General features: G+C 63.4%; 25 protein-coding genes. 10 read left to right on the forward strand and 15 right to left on the reverse strand.

Annotated elements, in window-relative coordinates; all coding sequences use genetic code 11:
* The first annotated feature begins 4 nt into the window (after positions 1-4).
* Complete coding sequence (locus tag ACFP9U_RS00775) at positions 5-1,411, forward strand: MmgE/PrpD family protein (RefSeq protein ID WP_378618309.1); 1,407 nt, start codon at positions 5-7, stop codon at positions 1,409-1,411.
* 121 nt (positions 1,412-1,532) lie between these two features.
* On the opposite strand, the gene ACFP9U_RS00780 is transcribed toward ACFP9U_RS00775, so the two are convergent.
* From ACFP9U_RS00780 to ACFP9U_RS00805, 6 genes are all read right to left on the reverse strand, one after another.
* Positions 1,533-2,756 (reverse strand): ABC transporter substrate-binding protein, encoded by a 1,224-nt coding sequence (locus ACFP9U_RS00780; RefSeq protein WP_378618310.1) that lies wholly within the window; start codon positions 2,754-2,756, stop codon positions 1,533-1,535.
* Positions 2,757-2,787: 31 nt separating this feature from the next.
* Positions 2,788-3,495, reverse strand: coding sequence for an ABC transporter ATP-binding protein (locus tag ACFP9U_RS00785; protein ID WP_378618312.1), 708 nt, complete (start codon positions 3,493-3,495; stop codon positions 2,788-2,790).
* The gene (locus ACFP9U_RS00790; protein WP_378618314.1) at positions 3,488-5,251 is read right to left on the reverse strand and encodes an ABC transporter permease subunit; all 1,764 of its coding nucleotides are present in this window, start codon (positions 5,249-5,251) and stop codon (positions 3,488-3,490) included. Before ACFP9U_RS00790 ends, ACFP9U_RS00785 begins: the two co-directional genes overlap by 8 nt.
* Entirely contained in the window at positions 5,251-6,207 is a 957-nt protein-coding gene (locus ACFP9U_RS00795) for a branched-chain amino acid ABC transporter permease (RefSeq protein WP_378618316.1), read from the reverse strand. The genes ACFP9U_RS00790 and ACFP9U_RS00795 overlap by 1 nt, the downstream gene beginning before the upstream one ends.
* 42 nt (positions 6,208-6,249) lie before the next feature.
* Entirely contained in the window at positions 6,250-6,999 is a 750-nt protein-coding gene (locus ACFP9U_RS00800; RefSeq protein WP_378618318.1) for an SDR family NAD(P)-dependent oxidoreductase, read from the reverse strand.
* A gap of 153 nt (positions 7,000-7,152) precedes the next feature.
* Positions 7,153-8,619 carry an aldehyde dehydrogenase gene (locus tag ACFP9U_RS00805; RefSeq protein WP_378618320.1) on the reverse strand — a complete coding sequence of 489 codons (1,467 nt, stop codon included), beginning with the start codon at positions 8,617-8,619 and terminating at the stop codon, positions 7,153-7,155.
* A 139-nt stretch (positions 8,620-8,758) separates the two neighbouring features.
* On the opposite strand from ACFP9U_RS00805, the gene ACFP9U_RS00810 reads away from it, so the two are divergent.
* The 5 genes from ACFP9U_RS00810 (at position 8,759) to ACFP9U_RS00830 (ending at position 13,391) form a co-directional block, all read left to right on the forward strand.
* Positions 8,759-10,018, forward strand: a complete 1,260-nt coding sequence (locus ACFP9U_RS00810; RefSeq protein ID WP_378618322.1) for an ABC transporter substrate-binding protein — start codon at positions 8,759-8,761, stop codon at positions 10,016-10,018.
* Between the two features lie 91 nt (positions 10,019-10,109).
* Positions 10,110-10,970 carry a branched-chain amino acid ABC transporter permease gene (locus ACFP9U_RS00815; RefSeq protein ID WP_322450436.1) on the forward strand — a complete coding sequence of 287 codons (861 nt, stop codon included), beginning with the start codon at positions 10,110-10,112 and terminating at the stop codon, positions 10,968-10,970.
* On the forward strand, positions 10,967-11,941 hold the full coding sequence (locus ACFP9U_RS00820) for a branched-chain amino acid ABC transporter permease (RefSeq protein ID WP_322450437.1): 975 nt from the start codon (positions 10,967-10,969) through the stop codon (positions 11,939-11,941). Before ACFP9U_RS00815 ends, ACFP9U_RS00820 begins: the two co-directional genes overlap by 4 nt.
* Positions 11,938-12,660 carry an ABC transporter ATP-binding protein gene (locus ACFP9U_RS00825; RefSeq protein WP_378618324.1) on the forward strand — a complete coding sequence of 241 codons (723 nt, stop codon included), beginning with the start codon at positions 11,938-11,940 and terminating at the stop codon, positions 12,658-12,660. Before ACFP9U_RS00820 ends, ACFP9U_RS00825 begins: the two co-directional genes overlap by 4 nt.
* Before the next feature lie 29 nt (positions 12,661-12,689).
* The gene (locus ACFP9U_RS00830) at positions 12,690-13,391 is read left to right on the forward strand and encodes an ABC transporter ATP-binding protein (protein WP_378618413.1); all 702 of its coding nucleotides are present in this window, start codon (positions 12,690-12,692) and stop codon (positions 13,389-13,391) included.
* Positions 13,392-13,551: 160 nt separating this feature from the next.
* Here the strand turns inward: ACFP9U_RS00830 and ACFP9U_RS00835 are convergent, their stop codons facing one another.
* The 6 genes from ACFP9U_RS00835 to ACFP9U_RS00860 form a co-directional block, all read right to left on the reverse strand.
* On the reverse strand, positions 13,552-14,352 hold the full coding sequence (locus tag ACFP9U_RS00835) for an N-acyl homoserine lactonase family protein (RefSeq protein WP_322450439.1): 801 nt from the start codon (positions 14,350-14,352) through the stop codon (positions 13,552-13,554).
* Positions 14,353-14,382: 30 nt separating this feature from the next.
* Positions 14,383-15,225 (reverse strand): alpha/beta fold hydrolase, encoded by an 843-nt coding sequence (locus ACFP9U_RS00840; RefSeq protein ID WP_378618326.1) that lies wholly within the window; start codon positions 15,223-15,225, stop codon positions 14,383-14,385.
* A complete protein-coding gene (locus ACFP9U_RS00845; RefSeq protein ID WP_322450441.1) occupies positions 15,218-15,616 on the reverse strand; it encodes a hypothetical protein in 399 nt (132 codons plus the stop codon). The genes ACFP9U_RS00840 and ACFP9U_RS00845 overlap by 8 nt, the downstream gene beginning before the upstream one ends.
* Before the next feature lie 127 nt (positions 15,617-15,743).
* Positions 15,744-16,142 carry a cupin domain-containing protein gene (locus ACFP9U_RS00850; protein ID WP_322450442.1) on the reverse strand — a complete coding sequence of 133 codons (399 nt, stop codon included), beginning with the start codon at positions 16,140-16,142 and terminating at the stop codon, positions 15,744-15,746.
* 274 nt (positions 16,143-16,416) lie between these two features.
* Positions 16,417-17,325: an NAD(P)-dependent oxidoreductase gene (locus ACFP9U_RS00855; protein WP_378618328.1), complete on the reverse strand. Its 909-nt coding sequence runs from the start codon at positions 17,323-17,325 to the stop codon at positions 16,417-16,419.
* A gap of 265 nt (positions 17,326-17,590) precedes the next feature.
* Positions 17,591-18,301 (reverse strand): GntR family transcriptional regulator, encoded by a 711-nt coding sequence (locus ACFP9U_RS00860; RefSeq protein ID WP_322450444.1) that lies wholly within the window; start codon positions 18,299-18,301, stop codon positions 17,591-17,593.
* A 582-nt stretch (positions 18,302-18,883) separates the two neighbouring features.
* Between ACFP9U_RS00860 and ACFP9U_RS00865 the strand changes: the two genes are divergently transcribed.
* Genes ACFP9U_RS00865 through ACFP9U_RS00875 form a run of 3 tightly spaced genes read left to right on the forward strand, consistent with a single transcriptional unit; the run spans position 18,884 to position 21,892 of the window.
* The gene (locus ACFP9U_RS00865; RefSeq protein ID WP_322450445.1) at positions 18,884-19,333 is read left to right on the forward strand and encodes a tripartite tricarboxylate transporter TctB family protein; all 450 of its coding nucleotides are present in this window, start codon (positions 18,884-18,886) and stop codon (positions 19,331-19,333) included.
* Positions 19,334-19,343: 10 nt separating this feature from the next.
* Positions 19,344-20,861, forward strand: a complete 1,518-nt coding sequence (locus ACFP9U_RS00870; RefSeq protein ID WP_322450446.1) for a tripartite tricarboxylate transporter permease — start codon at positions 19,344-19,346, stop codon at positions 20,859-20,861.
* Positions 20,862-20,908: 47 nt separating this feature from the next.
* Entirely contained in the window at positions 20,909-21,892 is a 984-nt protein-coding gene (locus ACFP9U_RS00875) for a tripartite tricarboxylate transporter substrate binding protein (protein ID WP_378618330.1), read from the forward strand.
* Between the two features lie 71 nt (positions 21,893-21,963).
* On the opposite strand, the gene ACFP9U_RS00880 is transcribed toward ACFP9U_RS00875, so the two are convergent.
* The 3 genes from ACFP9U_RS00880 to ACFP9U_RS00890 all read right to left on the reverse strand — a co-directional run bounded on the left by ACFP9U_RS00880 (position 21,964) and on the right by ACFP9U_RS00890 (position 25,020).
* Complete coding sequence (locus ACFP9U_RS00880; protein WP_322450448.1) at positions 21,964-22,704, reverse strand: sulfite exporter TauE/SafE family protein; 741 nt, start codon at positions 22,702-22,704, stop codon at positions 21,964-21,966.
* Positions 22,705-22,892: 188 nt separating this feature from the next.
* Entirely contained in the window at positions 22,893-23,585 is a 693-nt protein-coding gene (locus tag ACFP9U_RS00885; protein ID WP_378618414.1) for a GntR family transcriptional regulator, read from the reverse strand.
* A 91-nt stretch (positions 23,586-23,676) separates the two neighbouring features.
* Positions 23,677-25,020: an MmgE/PrpD family protein gene (locus ACFP9U_RS00890; RefSeq protein WP_378618331.1), complete on the reverse strand. Its 1,344-nt coding sequence runs from the start codon at positions 25,018-25,020 to the stop codon at positions 23,677-23,679.
* A gap of 174 nt (positions 25,021-25,194) precedes the next feature.
* On the opposite strand from ACFP9U_RS00890, the gene ACFP9U_RS00895 reads away from it, so the two are divergent.
* The gene (locus tag ACFP9U_RS00895) at positions 25,195-25,977 is read left to right on the forward strand and encodes an SDR family oxidoreductase (protein WP_378618333.1); all 783 of its coding nucleotides are present in this window, start codon (positions 25,195-25,197) and stop codon (positions 25,975-25,977) included.
* Positions 25,978-25,983: the final 6 nt, after the last annotated feature.

A 25,983-nucleotide genomic window follows, 5' to 3' on the forward strand; every position in this document is an offset into this window, starting at 1 on the left:
AGCCATGGGCGAACGCAATCCACTTCTTGGGAAGGCAAAAGGCACGGAGACAGCGGAACTCGCCGCCTTTGCGGCGGGACTCGGCTACGAGGCCATTCCCAATGACGTGATCGCGCGCATAACCGAGCTTTTCGTCGATTGGGTGGGATCCGCGCTTTCCGGCAGTGGGCAGCGGCCGATTTCGGCCCTCGAGCAATATGCCGATGAGATGGGACCCGCGGCTGGCCCGGCGGAGATCCTGACCAACCGCCGCACGACATCCCCCATCTTCGCCGCTGCGGTGAACGCCGCCGCCAGTCACGTCTCCGAACAGGACGACGTCCACAACGGCTCTGTCTTCCATCCGGCGGCCGTCGTGTTCCCGGCGGCGCTCGCGACGGCGCAGGCACTCGGCGCATCGGGCCGCGACCTTCTGGCCGCATCGGTGGCTGGCTACGAGGTCGGCATCCGGGTCGGCGAATTCCTCGGCCGCTCGCATTACACGGTCTTCCACACCACGGGCACGGCGGGCGCTCTTGCCGCGGCCGCAGCCGCCGGGCGACTCCTGGCTTTCGGTCCCGCGACCATGCTCCATGCCTTCGGCTCTGCCGGAACCCAGACGGCAGGCCTTTGGGAATTCCTGCGCGATGCTGCCGATTCCAAGCAGCTTCACACGGCCAAGGCCGCGGAAAACGGGCTTATGGCGGCGTGGCTCGCCAGGAATGGTTTTACGGGCGCAAAGAAGATTCTGGAGGGCAGGCAGGGGCTTGCGGCGGGAATGTCGAGCGATGCCGATCCCGCGCGGCTGCTCGACCGCCTGGGTGAGCGTTGGGCAGTGACGGAAACCTCCTTCAAATTCCACGCCTCCTGCCGGCATACGCATCCCGCCGCCGATGCGCTGCTTCAGGTGATCGAAACGCATAACCTTGAACCGGAAGACGTCGCCGAAGTCGTCACGCATGTACACCAGGGCGCGATCGACGTTCTCGGCGCCGTTTCGATGCCGCAGTCCGTTCATCAGGCCAAGTTCTCGATGGGCACCACCCTCGGCCTCGTGGCGGTGCACCGCCGCGCCGGGCTGGCGGAGTTCGCACAGGTGCTCAACGACGCCAAGGCGCTCTCCTTCATCGAGCGCACAAGAATGGTGCTCGACCCGGAAGTGGACAGCGCCTATCCGGCGCGCTGGATCGGCAAGGTGACCGTCATGACGGTCGAGGGCCGCGAGCTTCACGGTCGCGTCGACGAGCCGAAGGGTGACCCGGGGAATACGCTTTCGCGTGACGAAATCGAGGCGAAGTTCCGCTCGCTCGCCCTTTCCGGCGGCGCCGTGCGTCAAGGCGAACTCGGCCCGCTACTCGATCGGCTCTGGCGTATCGGGGAGATCGAGCAGGTCGGAACCTTGTTCAACATGGAAGCATCGAAAATCGCGTGACGTATCACGCGATTTTTTTGACCCCCGGATGCAGGTATGGCGACAACACCGGCTGCGGACGACCGGCAGTTGTCCCCGCCGATCAGCCGAGGCACGCCGCGCATGCCTCGGCGATGCGTGGTCATTCGCTCGGCCAGCGCGGCTCGGCAACCGCCAATTCTTCCGGGAACACCGTGACCGGCACACCGTCCTGCCACTGGATGATGGTCAGGCTGGCGCCGTCGCGGCGCCCCTTTTCGTCGAAGCTGATCGTGCCGCCGGGATAGTACCTGCTGGGTCCTGCATCGAGATTGCGCAGCGCCTCGGCCACCGCTTCGCGGTCGCGGCTGCAGGCTTCCTCCAGCGCGGCCTTGAAGATCCACATATCGCCATAGGTGGAGATGGCGTTCTGTGTCATCCACGGCTCGCCGTAGCGCTCGTTGAGCCGCTGGATCAGGTCCTCCTGGCCCTTCACGCCCCAGTTGGCAACTGCCGACATGACGCCTTCCAGAAGCGCGGGATCCATCACGTTCAGCACCTCCGGCTCCGCGATGGCGATGCCGAAGGAGATGGTCGGCACGTCGACGCGGAACTCCTGCATCTTCTGCAGGATGAGATTGGCATCGGAGATCACGGTCGGCAGGAAGAAAAGGAGGTCGGGCCGGCTCGTGCGAACGCGCTGCACCAGTGCGGAGGCGTCGGCAAGCGGTGGTGTGAAGACCTCTTCCATGACCACTTCGAGGCCGAGCTCGTCTAGCAGGCCGCCCTTCATGCGCTCGACCGAAGAGAGGGAGGCGGCGGTGTTGTCAGTGATGATCGCCACCGTCTTCGGGCGCTCGCCGGTTTCCTTTTCCGCCAGGTCCATGATGATCGGCAGGGCGATGGAGGCCTGCGCGCCGGCCGTAGCCGAGGTCTGGAAGACGTTCTTGAAGCCGCGCTCGGTGATCAGGTCCGAATAGGAGAGGGTGAGCAGCGGCAGGTTGGCGCGCTCCGTCACTTCCGTGACCGCCAGCGTGAAGGAACTGAGATAGGCGCCGCTGGCGCCGACGAGATCCGGATATTCGGCAACCATGCGCTGGGCTGCGTTTGTCGCCTTCTCGACGCTGTCGCCGCTGTCGATCACCACCAGCTCCAGCGGTGCGCCGTCAAGGCAGGAGATGCCGCCGGCGGCATTCACGTCTTCGATGCCAAGTTCGGCGCCCATCTGCATGACCTGGCCGGGGCGCGCGTAGATTCCCGAGACGGGAACGATAAGGCCGATCTGCACCGGCTCCGTCCCGTCCTGGCCCATTGCCATTCCGGCCAACGCCAGGGCGGCAAACGGCGCGGCGGCGCTTGCAAGTAGAAGCTTTCGCAGGGTACGCATTGTCATTTCCTCCCTTTCTGATTTCGGGCAGTCACATGCCCAGATAGGCCTGCCGGATTCGGTCGTCGGCCTGCAGAGCCTGGCTGTTGCCTTCGAGGACGACACGTCCGGTCTCCAGCACATAGCCGTGGTCGGCGAACTGCAGCGCTTCGGCGACGCGCTGTTCGACAAGCAAGATGGTCAAACCTGTGTCCTTGCGGATCTCGATAAGCTTGTCGAAAATGAAATCGGCGATGGCGGGCGCCAGCCCCATCGACGGCTCGTCGAGCATCAGGAGATTCGGCGCCGAGGCGAGGCCGCGACCGATCGCCAGCATCTGCTGCTCACCGCCGGAAAGCGTGCCGGCGAGCTGCTCCGCACGCTCACGCAGGACGGGCAGCCAGGCGAAGATCTTGTCGATGTTCGTCTTCCAGGATTTCCGGCCGGCCTCCGTGAAGGCCCCCATCTCCAGATTCTCGAGCACAGTCAGCGAGGCGAAGACCTGACGCCCTTCCGGGACATGGGCGATGCCCAGATGCGGGCGGTCTGATGGCGCGATCTTCAAGAGATCCTCGCCTTCGAAGCGGATCGCCCCGCCCATCGGCGAGACGGTTCCGGAGATCGTCTTGAAGAGCGTCGTCTTGCCCGCGCCGTTCGGCCCCACGATGGAGACGAACTGCCCGGCGCCGACGGTGATCGAGACCTCCCGCAGCACCGGGACTTCGGAATAACCCGATGTCAGCTTGTTGATCTCAAGCATTGGCGGCCCACTTCGCTCCAAGATATGCCTCGATGACGCGCGGATCCCTGGTGATCTCCTGCGGTTTGCCTTCGGTGAGGAGTTGCCCGTGATCAAGCACCAGGAAACGGTTTACGAGCTGCACCATGGCCTGCATGGTGTGCTCGATGATGATGATGGTGAAGCCTGTGGCGGCGAGCTCGCGGATGACCTCAACCACCTCCTTCGCCTCGTCGCTGCCGAGACCAGCGAGCGTTTCGTCCAACAGGAGGATCTCCGGCTGGCCGGCGGTCGCGCGCGCAAGCTCCATCAGGCGCAGCTCCTTGGTGGTAAGCGCGGAGGCAACTCGGTCGGAGATCGGGGCAAGCCCCACGCGCCTGACGGCGTCGCGCGCGATCCGCTGTGCGTCCTCCTCGTCCTCCGCCTTCACATAGGCGCCGACCTTAACGTTGTCGGCCACGCTCCAGCGCTTGAAGGGCCGCATGATCTGGAAGGTGCGCCCGACGCCTGCCCGGCAGATATAGTGGGGCTTGCGGCCGGCGAGATCTTCTCCGTGCAGCAGGACCTGGCCCGTGTCGGGCTTCTGAAAGCCGTTCAGCAGGTTGAAGAGTGTCGTCTTGCCGGCACCGTTCGGGCCGATGATGCCGAGGATCTCGCCCTTGCGCACGGTGAAGCTCACGTCCTGGACGGCCTTCAATCCACCGAAGCTCTTGGAGATGTTGCGCACGTCGAGCACGATCTCGTCGGATATGCTGCGAATGGGAACCCGGCCGGCGCTGCTGTGATCCGCCGCCCGCGCCGCTTGCTTGGCTTCGGAGCGGGGAGCGGAGGGGCGCCGTGCGCGAAACAGGTCGCGGCCTTTCCAGAAAACGCCTTCCGGCGCTGCGATGATGAGTACGATGATGGCGAGGCCGTAGACGACGCCCTGGATGCCCGGCAGGTAGGAACCGAGCTCGGCATGCAGCACTTCGGCAATCGGGATCAGGAAGGCAGCTCCGATGATCGGCCCCCAGACCGTGCCTACGCCACCGAACATCGCAACCGTCAGCGCCTGCGCGGAGACAAGCATGCCGAAGACCGAATTGGGCGTGATGACGAGGATCACCACCGCATAGAAGGAGCCGACGGCACCGGCAATGGCGCCGCTCAAGGCGATAGCCTTCAGTTTCCAGCGCAGGACGTCCACGCCGGCAGCATCCGCGGCCGCTTCGTTCTGCTTGATGGCGACCAACGACATGCCGAAGCGCGAGCGCTCGACCCAGCGGCTGATGACGACGACCACCGTAAGCAGGACGAGCGCCAGCACCGTGTAGACCCGGCCGTCGCTGAACTGCATGTAGGCGGCCGGATTTTCAAGCACGCGCGGGATGGTGATTTCGGGGTAACCGAGCCACTGGAACACGTAGTACATCGCGAGCGGATAGGCGAGCATGGAGAGCGCGAAGTAGTGACCGCGCAGGCGGAAAGTGGGCAGACCGATGAGCACGCCGGCGAGCGCTCCGATGAGCGCCGATACCGGCAGCATGATCCATGGAGACAGGCCGAGATTGATCTGCGCCAGCACCGTGGCGAAGGCTCCGAGGCCGAAGAAGGAGGCGTGGCCGAACGAGATCAGCCCCGTATAGCCGCTCAGCATGTTCCAGGAGAGCCCGAAGGCCGCCCAGACGAGCACGAGGGTGATAATGAGCTGATGGTAGGAGTTCCTCACCAACATGGCGACGGCGAGATAAATCGCCGCGAAGACGAAGAACGGAACGAGGGAGCGGACGAATGCCATCAGGTACGCTCCGTGAGCCGGCCGAAGAAGCCTTGCGGACGCAAGATGACGATCAGCAGGAAGAAGACGAAGATCGTGGCGTTCTGGAGTTGCGTCGGCAGGACGAGGATCGAAAGCTGCTGCACGAGACCGATGGCCATCCCGCCCCAGAAGGCGCCGATGATGCTGCCGATGCCGCCCAGCACCACGCCGGCATACATGATGATCACATATTCGAGGCCGACGAAGGGGTGGAAGGGATAGTTGGTGGCGAGCAGACCACCCGCGACGGCCGTGACCGCCGTGCCGAGGGCAAAGGCAGTGCGATGGGCGCGGTCGACATCGATGCCCATATAGGTGGAGGCTTCCGGATTGTCCGCCGCCGCGCGCAGGGATTTGCCCAACCGCGAACGCGTGATGACCAGCCACAATGCGAGAATGATCGCGCCGGAAATCACTGCCGCCACCACGCGCGCCTTGTTGAAGAAGACGGCCATCACCTCGCCCAGCGGCAGCATCCATGCGTCGCCGGTGAGCGGGGTGCGAACGGATATGAGCTGTGCCCCGAACAGGATCATGGCGCCATTCTGCAGCACCAGCGCGATGCCGAGCGTCAGGATGAGCTGGGCGTAATGCCCTTCGGCTTCCATTTCGGCCGTGCGGATGCCGGTGACCTGCCGGATGAGCAGCCGGTGGACGCCGTAGCCGAAGGCGAAGAGCAGCGGGCCTGCGACAGCCACGGCGATGTAGGGGCCCGCCACGGTGCCGAACAGCGCCTGCACGCCGAAGGTGACGAGCAGATAATAGGCGGCATACATGCCCAGCATCATGAAATCGCCCTGGGCGAAGTTGATGACCCGCATGATGCCGAAGATCATGGCAAGGCCTACGCACATCAGCCCGTAGATCGCGCCTATGAGAATGCCGGTCGCCAGGGCCTGCAATATGCTTTCGGCAAGTATCTGAGCGTCCGTCATGAACAGGGCCTCTGAGTTGTTACCGCACGGCCGGCCACTGCCTCAGGGGCCGGCGATCGTCATGCCGGAATCGATCTTCAGCGTGATCCCGGTGATGTTCTTCGCCTCGTTCGAAGCCAGGAACACGGCAGAGTCCGCGATCTCCTCAGCAGTGGGCAGGCGCTTCAACACGGATTTTCCAGCACGGCTTTCCCAGCCGCTCGCGTCGATGACGGAATTGGCGCCCGGGGTCGGCACCGAGCCGGGCGCGAGGGCGTTGACGCGAATCCCGTGCGGGCCCAATTCGGCCGCCTGTTGGCGTGTGAGGGCATCGACCGCGCCTTTGATCGAGGTGTAGACGGCGGCGTTCGGGAACGCCATGGACACCGCGATGGAGGACAAATTGATGATGCTGCCCCCGCCGCGGCGGATCAGATGCGGCGTGGCCGCTTGAAAGCACCAGTAGACGCCCTTGACGCCGACATCGAGCATTTGGGAAGCAATGTCCTCCGGGAATTCGGCCAGCGGCGCGTAGTGAAAACTGACCGCATTGTTGACCAGAATGTCGAGCCCGCCGGATGCTTCCGCATGCGTATCGATGGCGTGGCGGACCGCTGTGCGGTCCGCCACGTCGCATTGATAGGGGTGGAGGTCGAGGCCTTTCGCTCCGTCGATTGCCTTGCCCAGGAGCTCGGCATTGATGTCGGCCATTCCGACCCGGGCATCCTCGCGGGCCATGGCAAGCGCAATCGCTAGACCGATGCCACCGGCAGCGCCCGTTACGAACGCAGCCCTCCCCTGAAGGCGACCCATAGCTCCTCCCCAACACTGTTTAACGGCACGGGGCCGCTGTTAAAAAGTACTACGATAATACAATCATATTTTGAAAGCGCAACTGGCTTGATGCACCGCGGACACATGATGGTGGCGCACAGCACGGCGACAGATCCGCCGCGCCATACGGGCTCACCGGATGATGAATGGATTGGCGACGGACGTCTCCGTGGCGATCCAGACGGACTTCACTTGAAGATATTCCCTGACGGCCTCCAGACCGCTTTCGCGCCCGATTCCGCTGCGCTTGTAGCCGCCGAAGGGCGAGGTGTAGCTGACGGCTCGGTAGGTGTTGATCCATATCGTGCCCGCCCGCAGCCGCTCCGACATCTTGAGCGCCCTCGCCATGTCCCTGGTCCAGACGCCGGCGGCGAGGCCGAACTGGATATCGTTGGCGATGCGGACGGCATCCTCGTCGTCCTCGAAGGGGATCACCGCCAGCACCGGGCCGAATACCTCCTCCTGGGCAATACGCATCCTGTTCGTCACGCCGGTGAAGATCGTCGGCTCTACGAATTGTCCGCCGGGTGCATCGGCTACGGGCTTGCCGCCGAGCACGCAGCGCGCGCCTTCCTCGCGCGCGATGGCGATGTAGTCGAGCACCTTTTTGAACTGGGCCGGCGTGGTGACCGGGCCGACATTGGTGTCGGGCAGCATCGGGTCGCCGGTCTTGGCCGCCCGTGCCATCTCGAGCAGGCGTTCCATGAACCGGTCGTGGATCGAACGCTGCAGGAGCAGGCGCGAACCTGCGATGCAGGTCTGCCCGGTCGCGGCAAAGATGCCGGAGATGGCACCCATCACCGCCGCCTCCATGTCCGCGTCTTCGAAGACGATGTTGGGCGACTTTCCGCCGAGTTCCAGCGAGACGTGCTTGATCTGCCGGGCCGCCGCTTCATAGACCTTCTGTCCGCCGATGTCGGAGCCGGTGAAGGCGATCTTCGCGACGTCCGGATGGTCGACCAGTGCCGCCCCGACCTCCGTGCCGAAGCCGGTCACCGTGTTGACGACGCCGGCCGGAAAGCCGGCCTTCTCGAAGAGCGGCATGAATTCGAGGGTGGAAGCGGATGTGAATTCGGACGGCTTGACTACCGCGGTGTTGCCCGCGGCAAGCGCTGCGGCCAGCTTCCACGAAAGCAGAAGCAGCGGCGAGTTCCACGGGGTGATCATACCGACCACGCCGAGCGGCTCGTAGCGGGTGAAGTTGAAGATGCCTGCTTTGTCCGACGGGATGACGGCTCCCTCTATTTTGTCGGCAAGGCCGCCATAGTAGCGGTACCATTCGGCCAGATAGCGGGTTTGCGACAGCATCTCGGCATAGAGCTTGCCGTTGTCACGCACCTCGATCTTGGCGAGATGCTCGGCCTTCTCCTCGATCAGGTGGGCCAGCCGGCAGAGTATCTTGCCCCGGGCCGACGGCTTCAGCGCGCTCCAGACCTCGAACGCTTCGCGCGCCGCCGAAACCGCCCGGTCGATGTCCTGCTTCGAACCGCGGGCGATCTGTGCCCAGGGCTGACCGGTATAGGGGTTGACGGTGTCGAACCAGTCGCCGGAGGCCGGATCTGAAAATGCGCCGGCGATGAAGTGACCGTAGCGTTCCATGCTTTTCCTGTCCTTCACGATGAGTGAGTTCGTTAGGGTGGCAGAAATCACCAAAGTCGTCTACCGTATGATTGTATGACTATTCTTGACTGCGCCCGGTGTGCGGAGGAAACTTCGGGCGAACAAAGGGAGGAAAATCATGAAGTCCGACAGGAACGAGTCAAAACTTGCGCCCGCTGTGTGGGAGCGGCTGGCCGACCTCCGGCCCAATCGCCGCACAGTTTTGGCCATCGCCGCGGCGGCGCTCGCCACGCCCTACATTTCGCGGCTGGCGTGGGCGCAGGACAGCGTCAATGTGGGTGTCGTGGTCCCGCTGTCCGGCGCCAATGCGCAGTTCGGCGTCAATTCGCGCAACGGTATCGAGATGGTCGCCGAGCAGATCAACACAAACGGCGGCATCAAGGCGCTTGACGGCGCGAAGATCAACCTCATCGTGGCCGACTCGACCTCGACGCCGACGACCGCCGCCACCGTCGGGCAGCGCATGATCACACAGCACAACGTGGTGGCGATCCTTGGTGCCTATGCCTCGTCGTTGACGCTCGCCCTCTCGGAGGTGACAGAGCGACGGCGCATTCCTCTCATGACCATGTCCTTCTCCGACCAGATCACCGGGCGCGGCTTCCGTTACGTCTTCCAGGCCATCAACAAGGCCTCCACGCTGGGCGCGGCGCAGCTCGAAGGTACGGCGCAGATCGCCGGCGGTGCGGGGCAGGAACTGCAGAGCATCGCCATCATGTACGAGGACACCGCCTACGGGACCTCGCAGGCGGCCGGCCTGCGCGACACGGCGGCGAAGCTCGGCATCGAGGTGGTGATGGACGAGGCCTATCCGCTCGGCATCACCGACGTCACCCCGCTCATCAACCAGCTGCGCGCCACCGATGCGCAGGCCGTTTTCCCGTGCTCCTATCTGAATGACGGGCTGCAGATCATCCGCTCCATGCGCCAACAGAACATCACGCTTCCGGTGATCGGCGGCGCCGGCGGCTATGTCATCCCCGATTTCAAGGAGGCGCTCGGAGAGTTCGCCGACGGCGTGATGTCGATCGCGCCGGGCAATTACGACCAGGCACCAGAGCTCACCGACGTTTTCAGGGAGCGCTACGGATACTTCATGGTGCATGAGGCGCTGGAGCATGCCGTCTGCCTCGACGTTCTGGCCAAGGCGCTCGAGATCGCGGGCGAGGCCGATCCGGAGGCCGTGCGCGAGGCGCTTTCAAACACGCGCTTCGAGGGGGGATGGTGTGCGGCCATGCCCAACGATGCGGTCGACTTCGACGAGACGGGGCTCAACACGCTGGCGCGTCCCTTGATGGTGCAATGGCGCGGCGAGGATCTCGTCACGGTCTGGCCGGAAGATCTGGCCAGGGGCGAAGCCGTCTGGACCGGCGCTTGATCCAGACCGGCCGCCGCAATCAGCTCCCGTGCGCCTGGTGCGGGAGCGGTTTCATACGACAATCGAATGGCGTCGTCCTCGGAGTGTTTCGGTGACCTTCGTGCAAGCTGTAATCGACGGGCTGATGATCGGCGGCGTCTATGCCGTCATCTCCATAGGCCTCACCCTCGTCTTCGGCGTGATGGGCATCATCAATTTTGCCCAGGCCGAGTTCCTTATGCTCGGCATGTTCATCGCCTATTTCGCCTGGAAGTTCCTCGGGCTCGATCCTCTCATAGGGTCGCTTCTTTCGTTTGCGCTGATCTTCGGCCTGGGCATTCTGGTGCAGCGGACCCTCATACAGCGCGTGCTCAACGCACCACCGCTCGCCCAGATCTTCGTGACGGTCGGCCTTCTGATCGTTATAGAGAATCTTGCCCTTATCGCCTTCGGTTCTGATTTCCGCTCCGTTTCGACGGCATATCAGACGACGGCGCTGCGACTGGGGCCGCTTTTCATCAGCGTACCTTATCTTGCGGCATTTCTGATGTCTCTCCTGTGCGGTGTCGCGCTCTGGCTCTTCACCAACGGGACCTGGTATGGGCGCGCCATGCGGGCGACCGCCCAGGATCCGATGGCCGCTCACCTGATGGGCATCAATGCCGACCGGATGCGCCAGATCGCTTTCGGTCTCGGTGTAGGGCTCACGGCCTTCGGCGGCGCGGTGATCCTACCTTACTTCACCGTGCATCCGACGGTTGGCCAGCAATTCGTGGTGCTGATGTTCACGGTGGTTGTGCTGGGCGGGCTCGGCAGCGTGGCGGGAGCGGTCGTGGGCGGGTTGGCGGTCGGTGTCATCCAGTCGGTCTCGACCCTGTTCTTCCCGATCCAGCTCCAGAACCTGGTGCTCTTCATCGTCTTCATTACCATGCTGGCGCTGCGTCCGAACGGCCTTCTCGGGGGTGCCCGATGAGGTGGTGGATCGCCGGTGTGGCGGCAGTGGCCTTGGCTGCCGCCCTGCCACTCTTTCTCGACCCGCTCGGCTACGCCATCCGGGTGCTGACACTGGCACTGCTGTTCGCGGCACTGGGCCAGGCCTGGAACATCGTCGGCGGGCTTGCCAACCAGATCTCGCTCGGCCATGCGGCCTTTTTCGGCCTCGGTGCCTACACCTCCACGCTGCTGCTCATCCATTTCAGCGTCTCGCCGTGGCTCGGCATGCTGGCCGGGGCCGCTATCGCTGCCGTGGCCGCCTATCTGCTCAGTTTCCCGACCATGCGCTTGCGTGGGCACTATTTCGCGCTTGCCACCCTTGCCTTCAGCGAGGTGTTGCGGATCATCGCGATCTCCTGGTCGGGCGTAACGGGCGGTCCCGTCGGACTCTCGGTCCCGTTCGCGATGGAGGACAGCTTCGCGCTCCTCCAGTTCAGGAGCACCTTGCCCTACTACTACATCATTCTCGGGGCGCTTGTGCTGATCTCCTGCGTCTTTCTCGTCATCCGCCACAGCGCGCTCGGCTACCGACTGCGGGCGGTGAAGGAGAATGTCGAGGCGGCCGAAGTCATCGGCGTCGACACGACGCGGGTGAAGATCGTCGCCGCAGTGATCTCGGCCGCCCTGACGGCGATCCTCGGCACGCTTTACGCGCAGTTCAACTATTTCTTCGATCCGGATGCCGTATTCGGTATCGTGCCGGTCTCCATCCGTGCGGCGATCGTGACGATCCTCGGCGGCGCGGGCACTGTTCTGGGGCCGATTGTCGGCGCCTTCTTCATCATCCCGGTAGAGGAACTCGCCAACAGCTACCTGTCCTCGCAGATGGCGGGCCTGTCCCAACTTGCCTTCGGTCTCGTGCTGATCGCCGTGATCCTGGTCCAGCCGCGCGGCATTCTCGTGCTGATCAGGGATGGGGTGGCACGCTTCAGGAGAGGAGACGGGGCATGAACGGACCGCTCCTCGAGATCCGCGGAATCAGCAAGCGCTTCGGCGGGCTGCAGGCGCTGGAGGACCTGTCCTTCGATGTTTCGAAAGGCGAAATCGTCGGGCTCATCGGGCCGAACGGAGCGGGCAAGTCCACGCTTTTCAACACGCTTGTCGGCCTGCACAAGCCCACAGCCGGAGCAGTTCGGCTGGAGGGTAAGGATGTCACCGGCCTCAGGCCGCATCGCATCGCAAAGCGCGGCATGACGAAGACGTTTCAGAATGTCGCGCTCTTCGCGGAAACCTCCGTGCTCGACAACGTGCTGATCGGGGCTCTCCTGCGCGAGAGCGTTGCCGATGCCCGCGCGACCGCGCGAACCTGCCTGGAGCGGGTCGGGCTTGCCGGCGTGGCGGAGAAGGCGGCGAGCGATCTTTCCTTTCCCGAACGCGCCCGGGTGGAGGTGGCGCGCGGCCTGGCCACGCGCCCGAAGGTCCTCTTGCTGGACGAGGTGATGGCCGCGCTTAACCGCGTCGAGATGGAGGAGATCATGGTACTCATCCGCTCGCTGCGGGAGGACGGCCTGACCGTGATCGTGGTGGAGCACCACATGCACGCCATCATGTCGCTGTGCGAGCGCATCGTGGTCTTGAATTTCGGCAGGAAAATCGCCGAGGGTTCGCCGCAGGAGATCTCGCGAAACCAGGAAGTCGTTCGCGCCTATCTGGGCAGGGAATACGCATGAGGGAGGTCGAGCACGTGCCGGGCGAGCCGCTGCTTTCCATAGAGGATCTTTACGCCGGCTATGACGGTGAGGTGCTGCACGGGGTCTCGCTGGAGGTGAGGGAAGGGGAGTTCGTCTGCGTTATCGGGGCCAATACGGCGGGCAAGAGCACGCTCCTGCGCTCCATCTCGCGTCTGGTTCCGCGGTCGCGCGGCAGGATCGTTTTTGGCGGGGCTGACCTCATGCGGCTTCAACCCTATGAAGTGCCGAAGCTCGGCATCGCCCACGTTCCCGAGGGTCGCCATCTCTTCCCGGACATGACGGTGGAGGAGAACCTGATGCTCGGAGCGTACCCGGTGCGGCGCGACCCTAGGCATGCGCGGCGACTGGAGGAATGCTTCGCGCTCTTCCCACGTCTCAAGGAAAGGCGGAACCAGCGGGCCGGCACGCTTTCCGGCGGCGAGCAGCAGATGGTCGCGCTCGGTCGCGCGATGATGCTCGGCATGCGAATGCTCATCCTGGACGAACCGAGCCACGGCCTTGCACCCATCGTCGTCGACCAGGTGCACGACGCGCTGGTGAAAATTCACGAGAGCGGCACGTCCATCCTGCTGGTGGAGCAGAACACCGCGCTCGCGCTGTCCGTGGCGTCGCGCGGCTACGTGCTTGAGTCCGGCCGGGTCGTGCTGAGCGACACGTCTCGGGCCCTGCAACAGAATCCGAAGGTCCGCGAGGCCTATCTCGGCCTGTAGGGAAGCCTATCGGCAGTTGGGGCGAGGTACGGCACCTCCAGATGTGCCGTGCTTCCTGCTTAAAGTATTTTGCAGCCAGATGGAATCATCTAGCGTCGCATAAATGCGGCGAAACAAATAGATAGGCCGGATCAGCGTTTCAATGAAACGATGAACCGGTCTAAGATTTCGGGTCGGCGTCGAGCCGCACCACCACGCCTTCAAGCCCCTGAGAGGGGGCGGGATAGCGGTCGAGGATGATCGGATCGTGTCCCGGGATCACGTTCGACCGGTCGTTCGCCAGATCCCACAGCCGTTCATAGCCTTCAAGCGTGTCGGCCAGGCTGTGCATGATGGGAAACGCGCGGCCCTGCTCCATATTTGCGTAGAAATGGCTGGCGTCCGACGCGACGACGAGCCAGCCGCGGCGGGTCCACACTCGCACGACCTGTAGCCCCTTGCTGTGGCCGCCGACGTGATGAACCGAAATGCCCGGAGCAAGCTCCGCTGCGCCGTCATGGAATTTGACGCGGCCGGCAAAGACCTTCCGGACCATGGCGACGACATCCTCCTCCTCGAACGGCGCCTTCAGCGCCGTATGGCACATACATCGGCCGGTGCAGTAGGCCATTTCAATGTCCTGCAGATGGTATTTCGCATTCGGGAAGAGGTCGTAATTGCCGCAATGATCGTAATGCATGTGCGTGAGGATCACGTCCTGGATCGAATCGGGATCGATACCGATGGCCTTCAGGCCCTCGCCAGGGGAACGCAGGAAATCCCGCTGACGCTTCTTGGCCATCGCCTCGTCGAAGCCCGTATCGACGATGAAGGTGCGGCCGTTGCCCCGGATCGCCCAGACGAAGTAATCGAGCGGCATCGGCACGTCATGCGGGTCTCCGCCGACGAAATTGTGGGCCGATCGCGCTGCGGGGTTGTGCGCATAGCGAATGGCGAAGACCTCATACGGCTCAGGCGACATGATGTTTCCTCCGTCAGGTGCGTTCGGCTGTCAGTCGGCTGCCATGAAGTCGAGCTCCGGCATCAGATATGTGCGGAAAAGCTCATAATTCTCGATCATCGGGAAATGCCCGATATTCTCCATCTCGGTGTAGCGGCACCCGGGGATTTCCTTGACGACCGCCTCGGTCATCGCAGGCGTGCAGGAATAGTCATAGCTGCCGGTAAGCAGGCTCACCTTGCACTTGGACGTGTCGATTCCCCTGATGTGCTCGCGCGCGTCGAAATCGAAACTGTAGAACATGACGTCGCCACGATAGACCCCGGGTCCCGACTGGGCGTAGTACCACCAATTGTCGCGCTTGCCCGCTTCCGGGCTGTGAGGCGCGTTCAGGCCCCATGTGTAGGTCGCCACCAGTTCGCCTCCGTGGACGGCCGGATGATGGAGAAATTCGTTGTAGCGTCCGGGGGCGTAGGCCGCGCTTTCCAGCCCGACGACGCCGCGGATCTCGTTCTGGAAGTCGCTTGCGATCCTCAGAACGATCGCCCCGCCCATGGAACAGCCCATGAAAACCGGACGCTCGACACCGAGCGCCCGCCAGACGGCCTCGATCGCAGCCAGATAGTCCTCGGTCGTCAATTCGTAAGCTTGCAGCCACCATCCTGCCGGCGGATCGGAGCGGCCGTGCCACGGCATGTCGAAGCAGATGACGCGGAAACGGTTCGTCACCTCACCATCGTTCATCAAGTGGCGGTATTGCCGGCTGTCGGCGCCGGCGGTGTGCAGGCAGATCAGCGGAATTCCCTGGCCCGCCTCCTCCACGAAGATGCGATGCTCCTTTGCCTTGATCGACACCTTCATGTAGCGGCCGGTGATGGGCTCGAACTCAGGCATATTGCTTCCCCACGCTGCGCATCAAGCCCATCATCCTGTGCAGCGCCCGTGCGTTCTGCATGGCGACCAGCGTGTCGCCTTCCAGCACAAACTCCGGCACCCGCATGATCATGGCGAAGATGTCGTGGTAGAGCGGGGGCGGCGTTTCTGAGAGAAAGCGTTCCCAAAGATCCGCCGGTCCCCTGATCTGGAAATGCGTACGCACGTCGAAGCGGGGGGAGGGGATGATTTCCTCGATCCTGCCCTTGCGCACCCGCAACACGTAGCGCCGCTCGCCAAAGGTAAGGCCCATATCCACGTCGAACCACTTACCCGTAACGGCAAGCTCCGGATCCCGGGCCACAGCCTCCTTGAAGTCCTCCATCCAGCCTTCGTCGGGAAAGCTTTTCATTGCTCCTCCTTACGCGCTATTCGCCTCATAAGCGCGCCTCGCGGTGTTTCCCTGGCTGCGCGACCACCCGCTACTTGCCAAAGAACCTGGAACGGGCGGACACCCGGCATGTCGCAGCCGGGGCTCCTCAGTCGCCGGCATATTGCTCGTCGGTGACGTGCTCCAGCCATTCGACCACGTTCCCGTCATGGCCCTCCTGCATGGAGATGTGCGTCATCATGTTGTCCGGGGCTGCGCCGTGCCAGTGCTTTTCGCCCGGCGGGATCCAGACCACGTCGCCTGCCTTGACCTCGCGGATCGGGCCTTCCCAAGCCTGGATTCGCCCGGTGCCGGCCGTCACGAAGAGCGTCTGGCCCATCGGATGCGAGTGCCACGCCGTGCGTGCCCCGGGCTCGAAAGTGACTACATTCGATTTCAACAATGCCGGCTTGGGCGCGTCTATGACCGGATCTTGCCAGACGGTGCCGGTGAAGGCGCTCGCCGGGCCGCGCCGTGATGGTCTGGAGCCACAGGGTATGATTTCCATACTTCTCTCCCTCGTTATCTGTCCGATCAGGCCATTTGCCTGCTCGGCAAAACGCGCCACCTTATCCCATTGCCAGCCCCACGGGACGGCCGCCGCAAGTGCATCGGGCAGTGCCATCTGCGTTGAGCCCAGAGGGGGAGGAACGCGCTCTTGTCAGGCACAATCAGCATCAATGGCAGCTTGTCGCGGCGCATTCCTCCGGCGCCAAATGCTTCCGGCGAACTTCATCATGCGCCCCGAATGAAGTCAATATGATTGTATTACGGTAATGTACTCAGCCGCTTTCAGCCGAGCGGCCCCGGATCTCGACCCCGTATTTTTTCTCCTCCAGGGTAACGATCCTGGTGAAATCGGAGTCCGGGCCGAGCGTGTCGACTGCCTTCTGCCACGCGTCGAGCACGGTCCTGCAGGCCTCCAGCGAGAGACCCATGCGCTCCGCCTCCTGCATGAAGAGCTGCACATCCTTGTGCATGAGCCCTGTCGCGAAGCCGTAGTCGAAGGTGCGCGGCAGGATGGAATTCGGAAATTTCTGCATGGTGGCCGTGTTGCGCCCGCTGCCGGCATTGATGACATCGACCATGATCTTCGGATCAAGGCCGGCCTTCGCCCCCATGACGATGGCTTCGGAACTGAGCACCATGGCGGCAGCCGAGAGCATGTTGTTGACGAGCTTCATCGTCTGGGCGAGGCCGGGCTTGTCGCTGACGTAGAACGGCTTGCCGATGGCCTCGAGCACGGATGTCAGGTCGGTGAAATCTTCGCGCTGACCGGAGAACATCACCGCTACGCTCCCCGCCTTCGCACCCGCGACACCGCCGCTGATGGGCGAGTCTATCCAGCGGACGCCGCGCTCTTTTAGCCGTTCGGCCAGGCTTGCGGCCATATACGGACCGGTGGTCGACAGGTCCACTACGCGCTTGACCTTGCTTCCCGATGCGATGCCGTTCTCGCCGAGCGCCACCGCTTCGACGATCGGCGGGGTTGGGAGGGAAAGGAAAATGGTCTCGACGGTGGAAGCAAGCTCGGACGGCGAAGCAGCGGACCCGGCGCCCTGCTTCACGAAACTCTCCACTGCGCTTTCCCGCGCGTCGTGAACGACGAGGGGAAAGCCGGCCCTCAGAATGTTTTGGGCCATCGGGGCGCCCATATTGCCCAGGCCAATAAATCCGAATGTCTCGCTCACAGTTTCCTCCAGATTGCGCAATAACCGCCACTCGCCTCACTTCGGCACCGACCGGTGAACGCGCGATAGCGGGGGCAGGCGGGAGATCGCCGGCCGGTTTGGGCCGCAGGAAGGCGGATTTTGTACCTATCTGCGGCCCACACCGGGGCCGCGACCACGGCCTAAGAATAGCAGTGATATTACAATAATACAATCCTGTCGCACTCATAGATTCGCGCAGGACGACGCCGTAGGCAAGGACAACCCGTGAGGGGCCCGGGGCCGGTCAGGCTGCCGATCCCTGCTGCTTGCTCTCGCGGGTATCCATCGAAAAGGTGTGCATGGCCGCAGCTGCGGCCCGGCGCACATGGTTGACGGCAAGTGAGCGTGCTTTTTCCGGGTCGCGCTGGTCGAGCGCCGCAACCAGAGCTTCCAACTCCTTCAGGCTCTGGTTCCATCGGTTCGGCGCCTGGAGGGACTGCGCACGCAGCAGCATGGTGCGCGCATTCAGGAGGTACAGGGTCTTACCGAGCGCATCGTTTCCGGTGCCCGCAATGAGACATTCATAGAATCTGTTCTTCATGGCGATTCGCTTGGCAGTGGCATCCGCCTGCTTTACCTCTTCGAAAGCTCCATGCAGCGCCTGCCGATCCTCATCCGACGCGTGTTCCGCGAAGAGCTGAGCGGCGAGGCCCTCCAGCACTTCGCGCACCTGATATACGCCGATTGCTTGGGCTGCGGTGATGCGGGAGACAACCGGTCCCTTATGCGCGATCACCTCGATCAGGCCTTCCGATTCGAGCTGGCGCAGGGCTTCGCGCACCAGGGTCCTGCTGACGCCGGTCAGCTGACAGAGATCCCGTTCGGGCATTCTTTCCCCGGGCCTGAACCGCCCAGCCGCGATTGCTTGGCGTATGCTTTCCGTCACGCCATGACGCAGCGTCGCGGCGGGCCGGGGGACGAGAAATTCCTGATCGGAAGCTTTCACTCCAGTCATACTCTCGGTTAGGCCTTTCTTTGTCCTTGACGTCGGGCAGATGCCGAACGGTTATCGTTGTGCTACGAAGTTCCGGTACGGATTTGCCGATTATTCCCCACAGGCATAGGTCTGTCCAGCATAATAGAGTTTGTCTTACATTCATATCGGACGGATCTTTTTGACGTAAAGCGGGTGAGACTCGCTGGCAAATCTCCAATGGCATCGTGCCGGATACCTCTCCAGTTGGTGCAGGTTATATGGCTGGCCCGTCTTCCGACCGGTCTCCGCCGCAGTTATCCTTCCAGGTCGATGATGACTTTCCGTACGTTCGCGAACTGCGGCGTCTCCCACTGCTCCCACTCCCCAGAACTCGCGGTGGAACAGGCTCTGCCTCTACCGATGCAGGCCGTGGCGCCCAGGGCTTCCGGCAGCTTATCCAATCGCGCCTCCGCGGCGAAGCCGATATCGGCGTATTATTGTATGATTTACACATTGACAGACAACGATGCATGGTTAGGGTGATTCAAATTGCCGGGACAACCGGCAGGCCATCCGGGAGGGGATGGATTATGCGGGAACGGGCCGGGAGGAGCCGTGGGCATGCATAAAGTCGACCTGTTATGCGGGGTCGGAATTGTTCTCTTTGGATCTCTTCTCATCTTCCTGGTCATTCCGATGGCCACCGAGGAAGGGATGCATTTCGGCCTGCCGCCGACCTTCTTTCCGATGCTTCTGTCGACAGGCATGGTGGTCTGTGCGGCCGGACTGGCGCTCCATGCGGCCTATCGCATGCGTAGCGGGGTCGAGCCGCGGCCGGTCCCGATCACCCGCTGGAATCTTCTGATGTTCGCATCCTCCATGGCATTGGTTGTGACCGGCGTGATCATCATCGATCTGCTCAACATCATCGTCGGAGGCCCGCTGCTGATCGCCGGGTTCATGGTCTTTCTTGGCGAGCGCAATCTCCTGCGCATCCTCGCGACCTCGACCCTGCCGGTGGCGGCCGTCTACTTCCTCGCAATCCACGTGTTGCGCACACCGCTTCCCTGAGTGAGCCGCCATGATCGACAACATCACCGTTGCCATCTCCGAGACGCTCACACCACTCGTTTTTGCCTATGTGCTGTTGGGCGTGCTGCTGGGTTATCTCGTGGGCGCACTGCCGGGGATGAACCGGACGACGGCGATCGCCGTGGCGATTCCCTTCACCTTCGCCATGTCGCCGGCCATGGCGCTCTCATTCCTGATCGGCATCAACAAGGGGGGTGCAGCCGGCTCGGCCGTGTCGGCCATCCTGCTCAACGTGCCGGGCGAGCCCTCTTCCGTGGTCACCACCTATGACGGCTATCCGATGAGCCGCAAGGGAGAGGCCAAGAAGGCGTTGAACATAGCCGTTTATGCCTCGGTCGCAGGCGACATCTTTGCCACGCTCATACTGATCGCGCTCGCCCAGCCGATGGCCCGCTTCGCCATCGGGCTCGGGCCGATCGAGCTGGCATCGATCCTGATATTCTCCATCACCTTCATCGCGGCCGTTTCCGGCGAGTCTTTCTTCAAGGCGCTGATCGCCGGTTTTCTGGGCCTGCTCCTTTCCGCGCCGGGTATCGACTCGGAAACCGGCCTGCCCCGGCTCACATTCGGCATGGTCGAGCTCTATGACGGGGTTCCGCTTCTGGCGGTGGCGATCGGCACGCTGGCGCTTTCGGAAATCCTCATCCAGATCGATAATGGTTGGCGCGGGTCCCATGCCGTGCCGCGGGCGCGGCTGGACACCGAGCGGGCCGCCGGCTCGAAAATGTCGCGGCCTGAGCTGAAGCGTGTTTCCAACGCCATGATGCGCGGTTCTCTGGTGGGTACCGGCATCGGCCTTCTGCCGGGCCTTGGTGCCACGCTCGCGTCCTTCCTGTCCTATACCTGGGTGCGCAACGGCTCGCCCAATCCGGAGCGCTTCGGCCGTGGTGCGCCGGAGGGCCTCGCCGCCTCCGAGGCGGCGGACAACGCAACGGTTCCTGCAGCCCTCATTCCCGTCTTTGCGATCGGCGTTCCGGGGAGCCTGTCGACGGCGCTTCTCATGGGCGCCTTCATGATGCACGGGCTGACGCCCGGCCCGTTCCTCTTCCGCGAGAACGGCGACATCGTCTTCTCGATCTATATCGGCATGATCATGGCCGCCGTCGCGCTGCTCTTCGTCGGGCTCTCCGGCCAGTATCTGTTCCGGATGATCATCCGGATACGCGAGACCGTCATCTACCCCGTTATTATCTTCCTGTGCATCGTCGGCGCCTATATGGAAGGCGGCGGCATGTTCGGCGTCTATCTGATGCTGGTATTCGGCTTCTTCGGATATTTCATGAAGAAGCTGGACTTCTCCTTCGTCACCTTCGTCGTCGGCTACGTGCTCGGCCCGATGGCCGAGTTGACGATCCGGCAGTCGCTTATTCTTTCCGGCGGCAACGCGGCGATCCTGCTCGACCACCCGATCGCGATCGCCTTCCTGCTGCTGTCCGTTTTTTCCATCTGGCGCTTCACGGTGAAAGGTTTGCGCTCGATGGGAAGGAGCCAGCCGGATACCGGCTGAAGAAAACAGTCAGAAATCTTTAAAGGGAGGACTGCTCGATGCCGGGAATGACAAGACGAACGAGCCTCTTTGCCGCGGCAGCAATGGCGGGTGCGGGCGCGCTCGCGCTCGTTTCATCGTGGACGGCGCCGGCCGCGGCACAGGAATGGCCCCAAGACGATATTACCATCGTTGTCGCCTATCCTGCCGGAGGCGGCACGGACTCCGCCATCCGCGCCATGACCGAGATTCTTAGCCGCGAGCTCGGTCAAAACATCCTCGTGCAGAATGTAGGCGGCGCCGGTGGCGGAGTGGCGGCGACGCAGGTAATGAGCCGGGATCCGGACGGCTACACGCTGCTCGCCACGAACTCGACCTCCATCACTCTGGCGCCGCTCGTGGAACGCACGGCCTATGACATCGACGACTTCGGGCATGTCGCCATTCTGGGCGAGTTTCAGAACGCCGTCTTTGCCAACAAGGACGTGCCTTTCGGCACACTTGATGAGTTGGTCGAGCGCGTCAAGGAAGAGAACCGGCCGATGACTTATGCCAGCCAGCTGGCCATCGACCGCCTGCTGATGCAGTACATCGCCAAGGAACGGGGAATAGAACTGCTGCCGCTGCCCGTCAGCGGCGGGAGCGGCGCCGTCCAGGCCGTGTTGTCGGGGGATGTCGACGTCTCCTTCTCCGGAGGTTCCTGGGCTCCACTCGTCAATGCCGGCGACGCGAAAGCCCTGTTCGCGGCTTCTCACGGCCGGCTGAAGGTCGCTCCGGATCTGATCTCCATGGGCGAAATGGGCTTTCCCTTCGGCGTGACCAGTCATATCTCGCTGCATGCGCCGGCGGGCACGCCCGAAGAAGTGCTGGAGAAGATTTCCGCCGCTTTCGAGCCGGCCGTCAATGGCGAGCAGGCCCAGAATGTCGGGGAGACGCGCTTCATGGACATGACCTTCCGCGGTCTCGCCGAGGCGCGCGAGGTGATCCGGAAGGAGCGTGAGACCTATCAGGCCATCCTCGCGACCCTGGAGCAGCAGGAAAAGAGCGAGTAGTCGCCGCCACCCCTGGCCGGGCGCGCTGCCGCGCCCGGCCAGCCTGCATTCCGTCGACCGCCGATTTTACCTCAGAACAAGAAGGAGAGCGTGAGGATGAGGCCGAGTGTGGCCACGAGGATGCGCATCGGTGTTTCAGGCAGGTACTTGCTCAGCCACCCGCCGCAATAGCCGCCCACCAGCCCCCCGGCAAGCACGCTCAGGGCCGCCTGCAGATCGACAAGCCCTGACAGGAAATAGGGAATGATGGTCGTCGTGTTAATGAAGAAGGCGCTCAGATTCTTCTCCGCATTGGCGTTGCGGATCGACGTCATGCCCCCCATGGTCAGGATCGTTATGAGGAAGAAGCCGAGCCCGGCGGCGAAATAGCCTCCATAGAAGCCGGTGAGAAACATCAGAAGCATCGTCAGCAGGCCGTGACTGCGGCCCACCACCAGGCGGTTCACCAGCAGCGCCAGGCGATTTCCGAGCGCGATTGCCACCACCGCCAAAACCAGCAGAAAAGGCACCACCGCGAGAAATGCATCCTCCGGAGATAGAATTAGCGCAAACGAGCCCATCAGCGCGCCGGCGAGGGCCGGGGCGAGGCGGCGCAGGAAGGCTACCGCACGTCCGGCGAAAATGTGCCGGTAAAGCCAGGCGGCTGGAAGCTGTGCCGGCCAGAGGGCGACCGTACTCGTGGCATTGGCAACCACCGGCGGCAGGCCCGAGGCTATGAGCAGAGGGAAGATGAAAAGCTTGGCACCGCCTGCCAGCGCGTTGACGGCGCCGCCGATAAGTCCGGCGAGGATAAACAGCGCCAGGTCCGGCATGTCAGGCCGCACCCGTTACGGTGCGACAAGGCCGCCGGCGTCCGCCTGCTTCCTTGCAAGCCCGTGCGCACGCACGCACCCCCTCGTGCCGCGGCGGTCCCGCGGTCCGGTTAGACGCCATAGGCCGATTTCGTCCTCCAGTCCCCCGCATCGGATGCGTCCCGCTGCATATCGGCGGAACGCACACGCTAGCTGTGCTTTTGCTCTTCCTGCTTTTGCAATACGCGCATCGCGACGATGCTGGCGGACTCGATATGCCTGATGCAGGCGCGCTCGGCGCGCTCGGGGTCACGTGCAGCGATCGCGTCGCGGATCTCCCCGATCTCGGCGAGACTCTCATGGACGCGGCCCGGCTGGTTCATGGTTGTGAGCCGCAAGAGCATGATCCGGTTGTGCAGGATTGTGAGCAGCTTCTCGATGAAGATATTGCGGCTGCCGCGCATCAGGACCGCATAGAAGCGTGACTTGGCGCCGAGCATGTTCGGACCGATATCGTCCTTGCCGATATCGGCTTTGATGGCGTCGACCGCCTCGCTGAGTTCCTCGACCTCCGCGTCCGTCGCGTTGCGTGCGAACTCCTTTCCGGCATAGCCTTCAAGCAGCGCCCTCACTGCATAGAGCTGTCGGGCCTCTTCCATGTCGATGACCGCAACGACGGGGCCGCGTTGCGAAACCGTGTCGACGATCCCTTCGGCTTCGAGCTGGCGCAACGCCTCGCGTATGGAGGTGCGGCTGACGCCGATCAGCTCGCACAGTTCCCGCTCGACGAGTCTCTGGCCGGGTTGGAAGCGGCCGCGGAGAATTGCGGTGCGCAACCGGTCCTCCACCATGCGCCGCAGCGTCGTCGGCTGGCTTGTGATCTGCAGGTTCTGATCATCCATGGCAAAAATCAGCTTCTTGGCGTCCGGCCTCTTCATAATGCACATCTCGGCGCTACGCCACCTGTGCGAGCCGGTCTCCTCGGGCTCGGCGTCAGGCTTCCTCCGGCACCGATGCGTCGACCAGAGTGCTGGTGCTCGGCAGTTCCGCGATGGTCCAGCACTGGCCAAGCAGACGCTCGACACCCCCTGCGGAAAGGAGACGGCGCGCCTGGTCGCGAAATTTCTCCTCGAGCTGGGCGTTGGAAAGGGGGCGCGCCAGATTGCCGAGCGAATGGGTAAGCGTCTTGGTGAGTACACGGCCATCCTGGAGCTCCACTGTCATGGCGACTCCGTCCTCCGAGATGGCTGTATCCCCCTCGGCTACCGCGCTCTCGCGAACGCGGCGGATCTCCGGGTCGTTGACGGCCTCATCGGTATATTCCTGCAGGCCGGCCTTGCCGCGCACGAGACCGACCGCCGTGCCGTGGACGACCGAAAACTTGCCTTGCAGCCCCTTTGTGATGTCGCGCTTGCCGCAAAGATCCATGACGAGCGGCGCTACGCGCAGCCTCACCGCCTTGACCGAACCCGGCGCAAGGCCGTGCTCCCGGTTAAGTTGGATGGCCGCGTCGATGGCCGGGTGATTGACGATGCCGCAGGGAAACGGCTTGTAGGTGTTCTCCCTGAGATCGAAGTCGCGGCCGAGGCCGTCCGTCAGCTTGGAGAGATCATGGTCGGCCGATTGCACCGTGGCGAAACCGCGCGGACCTTCGAGCGGATAGATGCCGGAGGTGAAGCCATTCTGCGCGAGAAGGGCGGCCCCATAGCCATTCTGCGCCGCCCGGCCGGGGTGGAAGGGCTTGCCCATGGAGCCAAACATTTCGCGTAGACCCGCCGCCTGCGTGGCGGCGAGCCCGATCGCATGGACCATCTGCTCGGAATCCAGCCCGATGAGCTTGCCGATGGCAGCGGCGGCGCCGAAGACGCCGCACGTGCCGGTGCTGTGCCATCCCGCATCGTAGTGGGCCGGATAGGTCGCATTGCCGACGCGCGAGGTCACCTCGAAGCCGAGGATGAAGGCGTGCAGGAAATCCCGTCCCGAGACGGGATTGGCGCTCGCATAGGCAAAGAGCGCGGAGGCGACCGGAGAACTGGCGTGGATGTAGTTCTTCGGCGTCGTGTCGTCATAGTCGTGGAAATGCGAGGTGATGCCGTTGATGAGTGCGGCGTGAAGAGGGTCCGCCTTCTCCCGTCGGCCGATAATGGCGGCCGTCGGCTTGCCGAAGAACGGAGAGAAAGTGGCGATGGCAATATCGGCCCCGTCCTCCGGCGCACCGCCCATCGCGCAGCCGACGATATTCACGATCGCCCGCCGCGCCTCCGCGACAACATCCTCCGGCAGGTCCTTGAACCGGCTGCCGACGACATAGTCCGCCATCTCTTGCGTTACATGCACTCTTCGGCTCCTCCTGGCTGGCATTTGCCGGTCGACGCTGTCCGGCGTGGAGCCTGCCCGGCATGTTACGTCTAGCCCGAGATATTATTGACAGTCAACATGATTGTATGAGAGTATTCTGATACGGTTCGGAACGGCGCCGCCGGCGCGCCAGGGGACGGGAAAATCGGCATCATGGACAAGCACAGCAGCCGGGTGGCACTGATCACCGGCGCCAGCCGCGGCCTCGGCAGGGCCATCGCGCTGGGTTTTGCTGCGGCAGGTTACCGCGTGGCACTCGCCGCCAGGGACCGAGTGGCACTGGAGGAAGTGGCAAGCGAAGCGGAAAGGGCAGGCACGCCCGAGAGCCTTGCAATAGCCGTCGACCTCGCCCAGCCCGCCGCGCCGCAGGAGATGGTCAAAAGAACGGTCGGCCTGTTCGGCTGCCTCGACGTGCTCGTCAACAATGCCGGGGACACCAAGCGCGGCGATTTTCTCGAGCTCTCCGACGAGGACCACCTTTCAGGCTTCGCGCTGAAGTACCACGGGATGGTGCGCAGCTGCCGCAGCGCCTGGCCGCATCTGGAAAAAAGCGGCGGTGCCATCATCAACATCTCCGGCGTCGGCGCGCAGACGCCGGAGCCTGCCTTCACCATCGGCGGCCCGGTCAATTCGGCCATCATCAATTTTTCCAAGGCCCTTGCCAAGCGGGCGCGCGACGGGCGTCCGCGCGTCAATGTCGTCTGCCCCGGACATATCGTGACGGACCGTTTGCGCAAGCGCATTGCGGCTGTGGCCGAGCGCGAGGGAATCGGCCTGGAGGAGGCGCAGGAAAGGCTGCGCCAGTCGCTGGAGATTGCAAGTTTCGGCGAGCCGGACGACATCGCCCGCATGGTCTGCTTTCTGGCGTCCAGCGAGGCGGCATATGTCCACGGCGCGACCATAATCGTGGACGGCGGCTCCACGCCTGGCATCTGACGGCAT

The sequence above is a fragment of the Nitratireductor sp. GCM10026969 genome, assembly GCF_042660605.1.
Taxonomy (GTDB): domain Bacteria; phylum Pseudomonadota; class Alphaproteobacteria; order Rhizobiales; family Rhizobiaceae; genus Chelativorans.

What these genes read in the sequence shown, in the direction of transcription:
- ACFP9U_RS00825 (WP_378618324.1), top strand. Translation starts at nt 11,938, where the DNA reads ATGAACGGACCGCTCCTCGAGATCCGCGGAATCAGCAAGCGCTTCGGC.
- ACFP9U_RS00795 (WP_378618316.1), bottom strand. Translation starts at nt 6,207, where the DNA reads ATGACGGACGCTCAGATACTTGCCGAAAGCATATTGCAGGCCCTGGCG.
- ACFP9U_RS00785 (WP_378618312.1), bottom strand. Translation starts at nt 3,495, where the DNA reads ATGCTTGAGATCAACAAGCTGACATCGGGTTATTCCGAAGTCCCGGTG.
- ACFP9U_RS00845 (WP_322450441.1), bottom strand. Translation starts at nt 15,616, where the DNA reads ATGAAAAGCTTTCCCGACGAAGGCTGGATGGAGGACTTCAAGGAGGCT.
- ACFP9U_RS00895 (WP_378618333.1), top strand. Translation starts at nt 25,195, where the DNA reads ATGGACAAGCACAGCAGCCGGGTGGCACTGATCACCGGCGCCAGCCGC.
- ACFP9U_RS00840 (WP_378618326.1), bottom strand. Translation starts at nt 15,225, where the DNA reads ATGCCTGAGTTCGAGCCCATCACCGGCCGCTACATGAAGGTGTCGATC.
- ACFP9U_RS00875 (WP_378618330.1), top strand. Translation starts at nt 20,909, where the DNA reads ATGACAAGACGAACGAGCCTCTTTGCCGCGGCAGCAATGGCGGGTGCG.
- ACFP9U_RS00835 (WP_322450439.1), bottom strand. Translation starts at nt 14,352, where the DNA reads ATGTCGCCTGAGCCGTATGAGGTCTTCGCCATTCGCTATGCGCACAAC.
- ACFP9U_RS00820 (WP_322450437.1), top strand. Translation starts at nt 10,967, where the DNA reads ATGAGGTGGTGGATCGCCGGTGTGGCGGCAGTGGCCTTGGCTGCCGCC.
- ACFP9U_RS00860 (WP_322450444.1), bottom strand. Translation starts at nt 18,301, where the DNA reads ATGACTGGAGTGAAAGCTTCCGATCAGGAATTTCTCGTCCCCCGGCCC.
- ACFP9U_RS00870 (WP_322450446.1), top strand. Translation starts at nt 19,344, where the DNA reads ATGATCGACAACATCACCGTTGCCATCTCCGAGACGCTCACACCACTC.
- ACFP9U_RS00805 (WP_378618320.1), bottom strand. Translation starts at nt 8,619, where the DNA reads ATGGAACGCTACGGTCACTTCATCGCCGGCGCATTTTCAGATCCGGCC.
- ACFP9U_RS00865 (WP_322450445.1), top strand. Translation starts at nt 18,884, where the DNA reads ATGCATAAAGTCGACCTGTTATGCGGGGTCGGAATTGTTCTCTTTGGA.
- ACFP9U_RS00880 (WP_322450448.1), bottom strand. Translation starts at nt 22,704, where the DNA reads ATGCCGGACCTGGCGCTGTTTATCCTCGCCGGACTTATCGGCGGCGCC.
- ACFP9U_RS00810 (WP_378618322.1), top strand. Translation starts at nt 8,759, where the DNA reads ATGAAGTCCGACAGGAACGAGTCAAAACTTGCGCCCGCTGTGTGGGAG.
- ACFP9U_RS00850 (WP_322450442.1), bottom strand. Translation starts at nt 16,142, where the DNA reads ATGGAAATCATACCCTGTGGCTCCAGACCATCACGGCGCGGCCCGGCG.
- ACFP9U_RS00775 (WP_378618309.1), top strand. Translation starts at nt 5, where the DNA reads ATGGGCGAACGCAATCCACTTCTTGGGAAGGCAAAAGGCACGGAGACA.
- ACFP9U_RS00780 (WP_378618310.1), bottom strand. Translation starts at nt 2,756, where the DNA reads ATGCGTACCCTGCGAAAGCTTCTACTTGCAAGCGCCGCCGCGCCGTTT.
- ACFP9U_RS00885 (WP_378618414.1), bottom strand. Translation starts at nt 23,585, where the DNA reads ATGGATGATCAGAACCTGCAGATCACAAGCCAGCCGACGACGCTGCGG.
- ACFP9U_RS00790 (WP_378618314.1), bottom strand. Translation starts at nt 5,251, where the DNA reads ATGGCATTCGTCCGCTCCCTCGTTCCGTTCTTCGTCTTCGCGGCGATT.
- ACFP9U_RS00800 (WP_378618318.1), bottom strand. Translation starts at nt 6,999, where the DNA reads ATGGGTCGCCTTCAGGGGAGGGCTGCGTTCGTAACGGGCGCTGCCGGT.